The sequence below is a fragment of the Streptomyces sp. PA03-6a genome, assembly GCF_033792765.1.
Lineage (GTDB): Bacteria > Actinomycetota > Actinomycetes > Streptomycetales > Streptomycetaceae > Actinacidiphila.
Window position 1 is genome coordinate 1 of the sequence record NZ_JARAVK010000251.1, and the last position, 12,806, is coordinate 12,806.

Consider the following 12,806-nt stretch of genomic DNA (forward strand, 5'->3'; position numbering starts at 1 on the left):
ACCCCCGACATCGCCCCGCCCCGGGAGCCGGCGGACTCCGGTCCCCAGCCCGGGCCCGGGCCCGAGCCCGCGCAGGCGCCGCAGGGCGGCGCCGGGGAACGGGCCGCGGTGCCCGCGGCCGAGCCGTTCAAGGCCCGCACCCTGACCGTTCCCGGCCTCGGCGAGGGCGCCGCGGGCCGCCGCTCACGGGCCCGTACCGCGCACGGCAGGACGACCGGCGCCAGGCGGCCCCACGGCACCCTGTCCAAGCTCCATCTGGCCGCCACCGTGCTCGCCGCCGCCCCGCACCAGCGGGCGCGCGGGCGGGGCGGCCCGGGCCTGGTGATCCGCCGGGACGACCTGCGCGAGGCGGTGCGGGAGGGCCGCGAGGGCAACCTGGTGCTCTTCGTCGTCGACGCCTCGGGCTCGATGGCCGCCCGGAAGCGCATGAGCGCGGTCAAGGGCGCGGTGCTGTCGCTGCTGCTCGACGCCTACCAGCGGCGCGACAAGGTCGGCCTGGTCACCTTCCGCGGGGCGACGGCGGAGCTGGCGCTGCCGCCGACCTCGTCGGTCGACGCGGGCGCGGCACGCCTGGAGAAGCTGCCCACCGGCGGCCGCACCCCGCTGGCCGCCGGGCTGCTGAAGGCGCAGGACGTGCTGCGCGTGGAGCGGCTGCGGGACCCCTCGCGCCGCCCGCTGCTGGTCGTGGTCACCGACGGCCGGGCGACCGGCGGGCCCGAGCCGGTGCGCACGGCCGCGCGGGCCGCACGGCTGCTGGCGGCCGAGGGCACCGCGTCGGTGGTCGTCGACTGCGAGTCCGGGCCGGTGCGCCTGGGGCTCGCGGGCGAGCTGGCCCGCGAACTGCACGGCACCGCCGTGACGTTGGACGAGCTGCGCGCAGACAGCGTCGCGGCACTGGTACGGGATGCACGGAGGGCCGCGTAATGCCGCAGGGACAGCCGAGTGTGGTGCCGCAGGACGGTCTGACCACGCGCCAGCGCCGCAACCGGCCGCTGGTGATGGTGCACACCGGCACCGGCAAGGGGAAGTCGACCGCCGCCTTCGGCCTGGCGCTGCGGGCCTGGAACCAGGGCTGGCCGGTCGGGGTGTTCCAGTTCGTCAAGTCCGCGAAGTGGAAGGTCGGCGAGGAGCGGGCGCTGCGCGTGCTCGGCGCCTCCGGCGAGGGCGGCACCGTCGCCTGGCACAAGATGGGCGAGGGCTGGTCCTGGGTCCAGCGGGACATCTCGGAGTCCGAGGACGCCGCGCGCGAGGGCTGGGAGCAGGTCAAGCGCGACCTGGCCGCCGAGACCTACCGGCTGTACGTGCTGGACGAGTTCGCCTACCCGCTGCACTGGGGGTGGATCGACACCGACGAGGTGGTCTCCGTGCTCCGTGACCGGCCCGGCACCCAGCACGTCGTCATCACCGGGCGCAACGCGCCGCAGCCGCTGCTGGACTTCGCGGACCTGGTCACCGAGATGGGCAAGGTGAAGCACCCGATGGACGCCGGCCAGAAGGGCCAGAAGGGCATCGAGTGGTAGCCAGGATCGTCGTCGCGGCCCCGGCCTCGGGGAGCGGCAAGACCACCGTCGCCACGGGTCTGATGGCCGCCTTCGCGGAGGCCGGGCTCGCGGTCTCCCCGCACAAGGTGGGCCCCGACTACATCGACCCCGGCTACCACGCGCTGGCCACCGGCCGCCCGGGCCGCAACCTCGACGCCTACATGTGCGGCCCGGAGCGGATCGCACCGCTGTTCCTGCACGGCGCGCGGGGGGCCGACCTGGCCGTCGTGGAGGGCGTGATGGGGCTCTTCGACGGCGCCTCCGGGATGGGCGAGCTGGCCTCCACCGCTCATGTGGCGAAGCTGCTGCGGGCACCGGTGGTGCTGGTGGTGGACGCCTCGTCGCAGTCCCGTTCGGTGGCGGCGCTGGTGCACGGCTTCGCCTCGTGGGACCCGGAGGTGCGGGTCGCCGGCGTCATCCTCAACAAGGTCGGCTCCGACCGGCACGAGGAGCTGCTGCGCGACGCCCTCGACGGCGCCGGCGTGCCCGTGCTGGGCGCGCTGCGGCGCGACACGGCGGTCGGCACGCCCTCCCGGCACCTGGGTCTGGTCCCGGTCGCGGAGCGGCGCGCGGACGCCGTCGACGCCGTGCGGGCCCTGGCCGCCCGGGTGCGGGAGGGCTGCGACATGGACGCGCTGCTGGCGCTGGCGCGCAGTGCTCCCCCGCTCACGGACGAGCCCTGGGACCCGCAGGAGGCGGCGGCCGGTCCGGCGGCGCCGGGCGCACGGCCGGTGGTCGCGGTGGCGGGCGCACGGCCGGTGGTCGCGGTGGCGGGCGGGGCGGCGTTCACCTTCTCGTACGCCGAGCACCTCGAACTGCTGGCCGCGGCGGGGGCGGAGGTCGTCACCTTCGACCCGCTGCGCGACGAGCACCTGCCGCCCGGCGCCGCGGGGCTGGTCATAGGCGGCGGCTTCCCCGAGATGTACGCCCACGAACTGTCCGCCAACGAGCCGCTGCGCAAGGCCGTCGCCGCCTTCGCCGGGCCCGTGACGGCGGAGTGCGCGGGCCTGCTCTACCTCGGGCGGGAACTGGACGGACGTCCCATGTGCGGGGTGCTGGACTCCACGGCCCGCATGTCTGACCGGCTCACCCTGGGCTACCGCGAGGCGGTCGCGATCGCCGACAACGCGCTGGCGGCCGCCGGGACGCGGGTGCGCGGCCACGAGTTCCACCGCACCGTCGTGGAGCCCGCCGCCGGGGCCACCCCCGCCTGGGGACTGATCCGGCCGGAGCGGCGCGTGGAGGGCTTCGTGCACGGCGGCGTCCACGCGTCGTACCTGCACGTCCACTGGGCCGCCGAGTCGTCCCTGGCACGGCGGTTCGTCGCCTCCTGCGCGGGCGGCCCGGGCGCGGCCGCGTGAGCGTGGTCGTCGGCGTCGGGGCGGGCCGCGGGGTGGCGGCGGCCGAAGTGCTCGCGCTCGTACGGTCCGTGCTCGCCGAGGCCGGGGTGCCGGAGGCGTCCGTCACGGCGCTGGCGACCGTGGACGGCAAGGCCGGCGAGCCGGGTCTCGTCGCGGCGGCGGCGCGGCTGGGCGTCCCCCTGGTGACGTACGACGCGCGTACGCTGGCCGCGGTCGGCGTGCCGAGCCCCTCGGGCGCCCCGCTGGCCGCGGTCGGCACGCCCTCCGTCGCGGAGGCGGCCGCGCTCGCCGCGGCGCCCGGCGGCGAACTGCTGGTGCCGAAGAGGAAGTCCGCCCCCGGGAGCGGTACGGCGAGGGCGACCGCGGCCGTGGCGCGGCACCGTACGCCCGATCACGGCACGGACGGCAGGCACGGCACGCACGGCACGACGGAGGAGAAGGCACCGTGAGCAACCCCCCGCCCGAGGACGTGCTGGAGCGGCGCGTCGACGCCGCGCTGGGCGGCGGCCGCCGTACGCCGCTGGATCTGGCGGCGACCATGGTGCTGCTGGTCGGTGCCGGCTCCCCCGAGGCCGCCGGCAACGCCGAAGTGGCCCGTACCGCACGGCTGCTGTGGGAGGGCCGGGGCTACGCGGGCGTGGAGACCGCCTTCCTCACGACGGCGGCGCCGGACGTGCCCGCGGGCCTGGAACGCTGTGCACGGCTCGGAGCCCGGCGGATCGTCGTGCTGACCTGCTTCCCGGCGGACGCGGCCCTGGAGGAGCGGGTCCGGCAGCAGGCGGAGGGCTGGGCCGAGGCGCGTCCCGAGGCCGACGTACGGCACGCGCCGCCCGGCGACGCCGGGGCCGTGCGGCAGGAGCCCGGCGAGGGCGACCACGACCTGCGGCACCACGGCGACGCCGAGGTCCGCGACGGCGGCGGGGACCTGACGGACCTGGCCGTGAACGTGCGCGCCGGAACACCGCCCCGGTGGCTCAAGGAACGCCTCGCCGCCACCCTCGAAGGGCTGGCCGGCTACCCCGACGACCGCGCCGCGCACCGGGCGGTCGCCGCCCGCCACGGCCGACCCGTGGAGGAAGTGCTGCTCACGGCGGGTGCCGCGGAGGCGTTCGTCCTGCTGGCCCGCACCACCCGGGCCCGCCACGCGGTGGTCGTGCACCCGCAGTTCACGGAGCCGGAGGCGGCGCTGAGGGATGCCGGGCACCCCGTGCACCGCGTCGTGCTGCGCGCGGAGGACGGCTTCCGCCTCGACCCGCGGGCGGTGCCGGACGCCGCCGACCTGGTCGTCGTCGGCAACCCGACCAACCCCACCTCCGTGCTGCACCCCGTGGCGGACCTCGCCCGCCTGGCCCGGCCGGGCCGCACCCTCGTCGTGGACGAGGCGTTCATGGACGCGGTGCCCGGTGAGCCCGAGAGCCTCGCCGTCCGCCGCGACCTGCCCGGCCTGGTGGTGCTGCGCAGCCTCACCAAGACCTGGGGCCTCGCGGGCCTGCGGGTCGGCTACGTCCTCGGCGACCGCGAGCGCGTGGCGGCGCTGCGCCGCGCCCAGCCCCTGTGGGCGGTCTCCGCGCCCGGCCTCACCGCCGCCGAGGCGTGCAGCGCCCCCGCGGCCCTCGCGGAGGCCGAAGAGGCGGCCCGCGGGATCGCCGACGACCGCGCCCACCTGCTGCGCCGGCTCGCCGAGTTCGACGACGTCGAGGTCGCCGGACCGGCGCACGGCCCCTTCGTCCTGCTGCGCCTCCCCGGGGCGGCCGCCGTCCGCGAGCGCCTGCGCGACCTCGGCTTCGCCGTCCGCCGCGCCGACACCTTCCCCGGCCTGTCCCCCGACTGGCTCCGCCTCGCCGTCCGCGACCCCGCCACGAGCGACCGCTTCGCGGCCGCCCTGTCGAAGGCGCTTGACGGCTGACGCCCTGGCAGACGGACGCGTGCCCCTCGAAACCGACCGCCGTCAGGGCGCAGGAGCCTGGGGTGACCTCCGCTCCGGATGGGTGTCCGATTCACCGATCCGGCGGGCCAGGGAACGCAACGCCTCCGCGGACGGTGAGCCGGGTGGGGCCGTGCACACGTACAACCACTGGTCCGGGTCACCGGGGAACACGAGGGTCTCGTAGTCGAGGACGAATTCCCCGAGCAAGGGATGCCGACAGCGCCTGGTGCCGTGGGAGAACACCTCCACGTCATGCGCCGCCCACCACCGGCTGAAGTCGGCGTCCGCGGCCGACAAGTGGCCGATCAGCTCGGTCAGACGCGTGTCGTCCGGATTCTGACCCGCGTACAGGTGCAACCCCGTCACCACCATGCGGGCGGCCATATCCCAGTCGACGAACAGTTCACGTGCCGCGGGATCGAGAAATACATAACGCGCCAAATTACGTTCACGGACCGGCATGGCTTCGAAATCGACGAATAGCGCCCGGGCCATCCGGTTGACGGCGAGGACGTCCATACGGCCGTCCAGGATCATGGCGGGGCTGTCCGCGAGAACCTCGAGCAGGGCGTACGCGCCCGGCCGCACTCGCCGCGGAACCTCCGGCTGGCTGGCCCTGACCACGGACTGCGGCCTGGCCAGGTTGAACAGGTGCGCACGCTCGGCGTCGTCCAGCCGCAGAGCCCGGGCCACGGCCTCCAGCACCGCCTCCGAGGCGTTGGCCACCCGTCCGCGTTCCAGACGGATGTAATAGTCCACGCTCAATCCGGCCGAGAACGCGACCTCCTCGCGACGAAGTCCCGGGACACGGCGACTCGCCCCCGGCGTGACCCCGGCCTGCTCGGGAGCCACCCGGGCGCGCCGCGAACGCAGAAAATCGCTCAGTTCCTTGTTGTCACCCGAACCGGACGCTGCTTTGGCCATATGCCAAGGCTAACGCTCTGCGCGCCACCCCGGCAAAGTCACGGATTCCACCACGCCAATTCCCGCTCACTTCAATGCATTGTTTCGAACAATAGCCGCCGGCGAGGGCGTTTCCCGAAAAGGCGCCCGCCTCGGTGATCGCTCGGCAATGGGACAGGGGGCCTGCCAGTACCCGGACCAGCAGGCCACGGCCGAGGAGAGCCTGCTTGACCGCCCTCAGGCACCCCTCCGGCTGGTTCGCTGGAATTGCACGAAGATCGGCTTTTCCCCGCGCCGCACGCCTGAAGGGATGAACCGCGATGACGACCACCGAACAGGCCGAAGTCATTGAGCCCCCGAAGCCCCTGGAGATATCAGATGCCGCAATAGCGATGGTCGACCGGCAGGGGACGGTGGTCGGGTGGACGCAATCCGCTCAGCGACTTGTCGGCTACCGCGCAGAGGACGTGCTGGGCCGGTCCGCCGCATTCGTTCTGCCGTCTTTCGAGGAGGTGCTCGGGGAATCGGCGTTCGCCGAGCACTGCCGTGCTCGGGGTGGCTGGTCCGGCACCGCGACGGTCCACCACCGCGACGGCCACTCACTCAACCTGAGCCTGCGCATCTCCCTGCTCCGGGGGCAGGGCACCACCCTGCGGTGGCTGGTGTCGCTGACCGACATAGACGCGCTCTCCTCGGGGAGGATCAACGGATCGGTGCGGCAGGCACTCCTCATTCGCGCCCCGGTCGGCATCGTCGTTCACAGCCCGCAACTCCTGTGCACCTGGGTGAACGACGTCATGGAGCGTCACGACGGCATTCCAGGTGACCGCCGGTTCGGACGTCGACTCACCGATTCGATGCCCGGCTTCGAGCCCGAAGGACTCGAAGCGGTCATGCGGCAGGTACTGGAGAGCGGCACCACCATGGTCCACGAGTACCGGGCGTGGCCGGCCGGCGATCCGCGCCGCGAGCACGCGTTCTCGGCGTCCTTCTTCTGCCTCCAGGACGCGAAGGGCCGGCCGCTGGGAGTGTGCTCGGTGATCGTGGACGTCACCGGAAGTCAGGGGGTCTGCGAGCGCCGTGCCGTTCTCAACGAGGCCAGCACGCGTATCGGCAACACCCTGGACGTCATGCAGACCGGGCAGGAACTGGCCGACGTCGCCGTTCCGCTGTTGGCCGACTACGCGATCGTCGACCTCGCGGATTCGGTTCCGTTCGGCGAAGAGCCCTCCGCCCGGACCGACACCACGAACGGTCTCCCCCGCGCTTGCCACCGCGTCGGCCTGGCCTCGATCCACCCGGGGGTCCCGGAGTCGTGGTGGGCGCGCGGCGAGCCCGTGCCGGTGTCACCGACCTCGCCGTTCGCCAGGGTCCTGCGCACAGGACGGTCTCACCTCGAACCCGTGCTGGACACCTCTCCCGGGACATGGATCGACCGTGATCCGTGCCGGGCGGAGAAGGTCCGTGAGAACGGCGTGCACTCCCTCATGGTCGTGCCCATCCGGGCACGGCGCTCCATGCTGGGCATGGTTGTCTTCGCACGCACGGAGAACCCGGTTCCGTTCCAGGAGGACGACCTGCTCCTGGCCGAGGAACTGGTCGGCCGGGCCGCGCTGTCACTGGACAATGCCCGCCAGTACGCCCGCGAACGCAGCGCGGCCCTGGCGCTCCAACGCAACCTGCTCCCCCACCGCTTGAGGGGCGGCGTCGCGGTGGAGGCGGCCTCGCGCTACCTGCCGGCCGACATGGATGCCGGCGTCGGGGGCGACTGGTTCGATGTGATCCCGCTGTCCGGCGCCCGGGTGGCCCTCGTCGTCGGCGACGTGATCGGGCACGGCATCAACGCCGCCGCGACCATGGGCAGGCTCCGCACCGCCGTCCACACCCTCGCCGACATGGAGCTGCCCCCCGACGAACTGCTGGCCCACCTCGACGACACCGTCCGGCGATTGACCGAGGAGGACGCCGACGCCTGCGACCAGCCCCCCGCGGTGGTCGGCGCCACCTGTCTGTACGCCGTCTACGACCCGGTCACCCGCAAATGCACCATGGCACGCGCCGGGCACCTGCCGCCCGCGATCATCGACCCACAGGGCCAGGTCACCTTCCCCGACCTGCCCACCGGAGCCCCGCTCGGTCTCGGCCTCGGCCTGGTTCCCTTCGGCGCCATGGAAGTGGAGCTCCCCGAAGGGAGTCTGCTCGCGTTCTACACCGACGGCCTGGTCGAGTCCCGTGACGACGACATCGAAGTGGGCATGCGTCGCCTGGGATCCGCCCTCACACGGTCCGGTCGGTCCTTGGACGACCTGTGCTCCTCGGTGATCGAGACCCTGCCGACCCAGGCACCGTCGGACGACGTCACCTTGCTCCTCGTCCGGACCCGCACCCTCGGTGCCGCCCAGATCGCCTCCTGGGACTTCCCCGCCGATCCGACCGTCGTCCGCACCGCCCGGCACACGGCCGCCCGGCAGCTCAGGGAATGGGGGCTGGATCATCTCGTGCCCAACACGGAACTCATCGTCAGTGAGCTGGTCACCAACGCCATCCGCCACGGCGCCGGCCCCCTGCGTCTCAGGCTGATCCAGCACCAAGTCCTGACCTGCGAGGTCTTCGACAGCGGCAGCTGCTACCCGCGCCTGCGTCACGCTCGCGGCGTCGACGAGAACGGCCGGGGCCTGTTCATGATCGCGCAGCTGTGCCACAGGTGGGGCTTCCGGTCGGCGACCGGCGGCAAGCTCGTCTGGGTCGATCAGGACCTGCCCTGCGCGCCCTCGCACGCCGAGAACCAGCGCCCGTCGCAGGCGGCCGGCGATCACCAGGGCTGCGTGGCGTACCCGGTTCACCGGCCGCCGGCCGTCCAGCCACATCCGGCAGGGGCATGACGCGGTGGTGCGTACGACGTGTCGTCCGCACCACGGGAGGGCGGTCGGCGGAAGGCACCTTTCCCCGTTGCCGTCGTTCCGCCGACGGCAACGGGGTGTCCCGCGGCGCGAACCGGAAGGGCGCCGTCACACGCGCCTGACGACCAGTACGGCAACATCGTCGAGATGGTCCACCGCGACCGCGGCGTCGAGGATCCGGTCGGCGATCGCATCGGCGTCCAGTCCGTCGTGGAGGGCGTGGGCGGCCAGTGCTCCGGCCCGCTCCAGACCGGCGTCCAGCGTCAGGCCCGGTCCTTCGACCACCCCGTCGGTGACCATGACCAGCGCGGTGCCCTCGTCCAGCGTGAAGGTCTCCTCGCGGTAGTCGGTTCCCGACAGGACTCCCAGCACCGGACCGCCCGGCAGTTCGCGGACGTCACTGCTGCCGTCGTCACGTACGCACAGCAACGGCACATGGCCGGCGCTGGCGCCGGTGACCTGTCCTTCCCGTGGACCGATGGACAGCATGGTGCAACTGGCGAATCGTGCCGCGTTCATCGTGACCAGCAGTTCGTTGGTGCGCTTCAGCACCGTCGCGGGATCCGGTTCGTGTGCGGCGATCGCACGGATGGAAGTGCGTACCTGCCCCATGAAGGCGGCGGCATCCACGTCATGACCTTGGCTGTCACCGATCTCCAGGGCCACGGCACCATCGGGCGTCACGAAGGCGTCGTACCAGTCCCCGCCGATGTCGAGCCCGTCCCGGCTCGGCTGGTACCGGGCGGCGACCTCCAGGCCCGGGAGGTCATCGGGCAGCGTGGGCAGCATGCTCTGTTGGAGCGCCGCGGCCAGCTCGACCCGGGCCTGCTGCAACCGGATGCGCCTGAGTGCCTGGCCCGCCAGGTCGGCAAGGGTGCTCATGAGGGCGCGCTCGTCCGGCGGCGAGTGGTGCTCCCTGTCGTAGGTCACCGCCCAGGCCCCGAGCGGCTGGTCGCCGACCGGACTGAGGGGGGCGATCGATATCCCGATGAAGGAGCCGAGCCACGGGATGCCGGCTGTCTGCGGCCAGTCGCGGATGAGCTCTTCGTGGTTGGGGATGAAATGCGGCATGCCGGTTCGGATCGCACAGGTCAGCGGCTGGGGCTCATCGAGGGATATGCCCTCCATGGCGTTCATCTGCTGTGGGTCGACCCGGGCGTCGGAAGAGGCGTGGAGAAGCCCTGTCTCCTGGTCGAGGAGCGTGAGCACGGCGCCCGTGCCACCGAAGGTCGCGGCGACCCGTGCCAGGACGACCTGCTGCAGCTCCTGCTCCGTGGCGGCGGTGATCAGGGCGGCGGAGAACCCGGCGATCTCATCGACACGCTGACGCTCGGCGAACAGCGTGGCCAGCGCTCTCTGCCGGCCCGCCTCCAGCTTGGTGTCGTCCCGGATCACTCCGAATATCTGTTCGGGGCCGCCGTAACCCAGCTGAATCCGCCGGATCTGGCAGGCCAGGTGGTGCCACCCGTCGCTCACGGATCGGAACTGCAGGTTGATCCAGGGGGACTGTGTGGCGGTCGAGCGTACGAGCCGTCTCAGGGCCTCCCGGTCGTCCGGGTGAACGCTCCGGACCACCCTGGACAAGGACGCCGTGGCTTGCGGGAACAGCAAGGCCAGAGCGGGCGCGCCGCCCAGCCACTCGAGCTGGTTCTCCTGGGGCGAGTACATCCACAGGCCGAGATCCGCGGCCGCGGCCGCCAGCCGGAAGGGGATCAGCAGGCCGCCCGGGTCGTTGCGCGCGTCCACCGAGTGCACCCACACCAGCCGCTCGCGACCTGCGGGATCGGTCACCGGCCGGGCTTCGATGAGGCTGACCACGGATGCTCTCCCCGGCGCGGAGAACTCCAGCACACGCATCGCGACCGTCTTCGTCGTGGCCCCGTGGGTCAGCAGGTTCTCCGCCGAGGCCCGCTGGGTCTCAGGCAGCAGACCGCAGAAGTCATGTCCCACGCACTGCTCGGCCGGCCTGCCCAGCGTGGCGGCCATCGGGGCGTTGAGTGAGCGAACAGTGCCGTCCACTGCCAGGAGAGCCGACGGAGTAGCCCATCGAAGGAGATCGTCCGAGCTGTCCATCTGCGCTCCCTGGCGATCACCGAGCGATCGCCCGAATGATCACTATCCATTGTATTCCGCACTTTTGTTCACGACTTTTGTCCACGATGCCTCCCTGAAGGGTTTCCGCACCGCCGCACGCTCGCCCGCCCCCGACTCGGCCTCGCCGCCCATGCCCTCGGCGGCCCACTGCGTGCATTCCGCAACAACATCGGCGCTGTGCGACCGGATCGCCACAGAACGCAGTCGCGCCGCCCGGTCAGCCCCTGACCCCGAGGGCCTGGATGTCGAGGCCGCCCAGGGCCGGGTGGACGTAGGCGTTGGTCAGGCGGTCGGACCGGTAGTTGAGGCGGCGGTCGTAGAGGAAGGGCAGGAGCGTGCCGCGGTCCTGGGCGGTGGAGTCGACGGTGCGCCAGAGGTTGTCGGCGGCGTTGCGGTTGGTCTCGGAGTCGGCCTCGTCCATCAGGGAGTTGATCTCCCGGTCGTCCAGCCCCGCGTAGTTGCTGGGGCTGTCCGGCAGCAGCAGCGGGCGCAGGAATCCGGCCGGGGAGGGCCAGTCGGACTGCCAGGTGGTCATGACGATGCCCCAGCCTTTGTCCTTGATCTGCTGCTGGTCGGTGAGGGCGGCGTAGAAGTCGGCGGCTTCGGGGGTCTGCACGGTCGCCGTGATGCCCACCTCGGCGAGCTGGCCGGCGAGCGACTGCGCGGCCTTGCGGGCGGCCTGGTCGGTGGCGGAGACCGCGACGACCGTGCTGAACCCCTTGGCGTGGCCGCATTCGCCGAGGAAGCGGCGGGCCTGTTCGGGGTAGGAGCCGCCGGTCACGGTGCCGTAGGTGTCCAGGTGCCGGTCGTGGCCGCCGATGGTCGGCGGGAGCATGCCGCCGGCGACGTCGCCCGCGTCCTGGCCGCCCAGGGCGTCACGCAGGAGGCTGCGGTCGGTGGCGTACTGGACGGCCCAGCGGCAGCGGTAGTCGTCCAGGGGCGCGACGGCGGTCTGCAGGGAGAAGTAGCGGACGGCGCCGGTCTGCACGAGGTCCGCGCGGGACTTGAGCGCGTCGTCGGCGAGGATGCGGGTCCGGGTGGCCCCCTGGACGCCGGTCTGGGCGAGGTCGAGGTCGGCGGTGCCGTTCATCAGGGCGGTGTCCACGGCGGCCGCGTCCGCGGCGATGGTGAGCTCCACCTCGTCGGGCAGGGCGGTGCGTATCGCGTCGGTCGCCGGGTCCCACTTGTCGTTGCGCACCAGGCGCAGTCCCTTGGCTGCGTCGTAGGAGGCGATGCGGTAGGGGCCGCTGGCGACCGGCTGGTCCTGGTAGCTCTCCTTGGTGTCCTTAGCCTTCGGGACGGGCGAGGACATGGGCAGCGCGAGGACGTGGGGGAAGTCGGCGAAGGGCGCGTCGAGGTGGAAGACGATCGTGCGGTCGTCGGGGGTCCCGACGCTCTTCAGGCCGAGCCCGTCGGGGTCGGTGTCCTTGTAGGGGCCGGGGTAGTCCTGCCCCTGGTCGAGCAGGTCGCGCAGGTGGGTGGGGCCGCCGGGGTAGAGGTCCCTGGCGAAGGTGCGCTCGATGCCGTACTTGACGTCCCGTGAGGTGATCGGCGAGCCGTCCTCGAAGGTGACGCCCTCCTTGAGGGTGTACGTGTAGGTGCGGCCGCCGTCGGAGACCGTGCCGGTGCTGGTGGCGAGGTCGGGGGCGAGCCGGGTGCCCGCGGCGCCGGGCTGCGGGGCGAAGTCGACGAGTTTGCGCAGGTAGAGGCGGCCGAGGTTCCACACGATCGGCGAGTAGGTGCGGGCCGGGTCGAGGGAGTCGGGGGTGTAGGCCGAGATGAGCCTGAGGGTGCCGCCCTTGGCGGTGGACGGGTTGACGGCGCCGGTGAGGGCGCCGTTGTAGCCGCCGGTGGGCCTGCGGGCGGCGATCAGGTCCTGGGCGGTCGGGGTGGACCGCTTCTTCGGGTCGTCGCCGAAGGGGTCGACGACGACCGTCACGGTGACCAGGACGGCCACGACCGCAGCGGTGACCGCGGACACCACGCCCCAGCGGCGGCGCCGGGGCACCGGGACCGGGGTGTCCCAGGCGGGCCGGGTGGGGTAGGACGGCGGCCCGTACGAGGGCGGGTTGTACGCGGG

At 72.8% G+C, this 12,806-nt stretch carries 8 protein-coding genes and 2 pseudogenes; 7 read left to right on the forward strand and 3 right to left on the reverse strand.

Annotation, left to right across the window (positions count from 1 at the left end):
• From PV350_RS37975 to cobC, 6 genes and pseudogenes are all read left to right on the forward strand, one after another.
• The coding region (locus PV350_RS37975; RefSeq protein WP_500338012.1) for a VWA domain-containing protein at positions 1–924 on the forward strand (924 nt) is incomplete at its 5' end.
• Positions 924–1,520: a cob(I)yrinic acid a,c-diamide adenosyltransferase gene (gene cobO / locus PV350_RS37980; RefSeq protein WP_499511157.1), complete on the forward strand. Its 597-nt coding sequence runs from the start codon at positions 924–926 to the stop codon at positions 1,518–1,520. The genes PV350_RS37975 and cobO, both read left to right, overlap by 1 nt.
• Entirely contained in the window at positions 1,514–2,902 is a 1,389-nt protein-coding gene (locus PV350_RS37985; RefSeq protein WP_500338013.1) for a cobyrinic acid a,c-diamide synthase CobB, read from the forward strand. The genes cobO and PV350_RS37985 overlap by 7 nt, the downstream gene beginning before the upstream one ends.
• Positions 2,902–3,285: pseudogene (locus PV350_RS37990) on the forward strand (cobalamin biosynthesis protein); the annotation flags it as partial. The gene PV350_RS37985 and the pseudogene PV350_RS37990, both read left to right, overlap by 1 nt.
• 155 nt (positions 3,286–3,440) lie before the next feature.
• A pseudogene (locus PV350_RS37995) lies at positions 3,441–3,674 on the forward strand (CbiX/SirB N-terminal domain-containing protein); the annotation flags it as partial.
• Between the two features lie 75 nt (positions 3,675–3,749).
• Positions 3,750–4,808 carry an Rv2231c family histidinol phosphate aminotransferase CobC gene (gene cobC / locus PV350_RS38000; RefSeq protein ID WP_500338020.1) on the forward strand — a complete coding sequence of 353 codons (1,059 nt, stop codon included), beginning with the start codon at positions 3,750–3,752 and terminating at the stop codon, positions 4,806–4,808.
• A 42-nt stretch (positions 4,809–4,850) separates the two neighbouring features.
• Here cobC and PV350_RS38005 read toward each other — a convergent pair whose 3' ends face one another.
• Positions 4,851–5,753 carry a helix-turn-helix transcriptional regulator gene (locus PV350_RS38005; RefSeq protein WP_499511160.1) on the reverse strand — a complete coding sequence of 301 codons (903 nt, stop codon included), beginning with the start codon at positions 5,751–5,753 and terminating at the stop codon, positions 4,851–4,853.
• A gap of 299 nt (positions 5,754–6,052) precedes the next feature.
• Between PV350_RS38005 and PV350_RS38010 the strand changes: the two genes are divergently transcribed.
• Complete coding sequence (locus PV350_RS38010) at positions 6,053–8,614, forward strand: SpoIIE family protein phosphatase (protein ID WP_500338015.1); 2,562 nt, start codon at positions 6,053–6,055, stop codon at positions 8,612–8,614.
• Positions 8,615–8,740: 126 nt separating this feature from the next.
• On the opposite strand, the gene PV350_RS38015 is transcribed toward PV350_RS38010, so the two are convergent.
• Positions 8,741–10,705: a SpoIIE family protein phosphatase gene (locus PV350_RS38015; RefSeq protein WP_500338016.1), complete on the reverse strand. Its 1,965-nt coding sequence runs from the start codon at positions 10,703–10,705 to the stop codon at positions 8,741–8,743.
• 238 nt (positions 10,706–10,943) lie between these two features.
• Positions 10,944–12,806 (reverse strand): ABC transporter substrate-binding protein (locus PV350_RS38020; protein ID WP_500338018.1); only part of this gene is annotated, 1,863 nt, incomplete at its 5' end.

What these genes read in the sequence shown, in the direction of transcription:
- cobO (WP_499511157.1), top strand. Translation starts at nt 924, where the DNA reads ATGCCGCAGGGACAGCCGAGTGTGGTGCCGCAGGACGGTCTGACCACG.
- PV350_RS38005 (WP_499511160.1), bottom strand. Translation starts at nt 5,753, where the DNA reads ATGGCCAAAGCAGCGTCCGGTTCGGGTGACAACAAGGAACTGAGCGAT.
- PV350_RS38010 (WP_500338015.1), top strand. Translation starts at nt 6,053, where the DNA reads ATGACGACCACCGAACAGGCCGAAGTCATTGAGCCCCCGAAGCCCCTG.
- PV350_RS38015 (WP_500338016.1), bottom strand. Translation starts at nt 10,705, where the DNA reads ATGGACAGCTCGGACGATCTCCTTCGATGGGCTACTCCGTCGGCTCTC.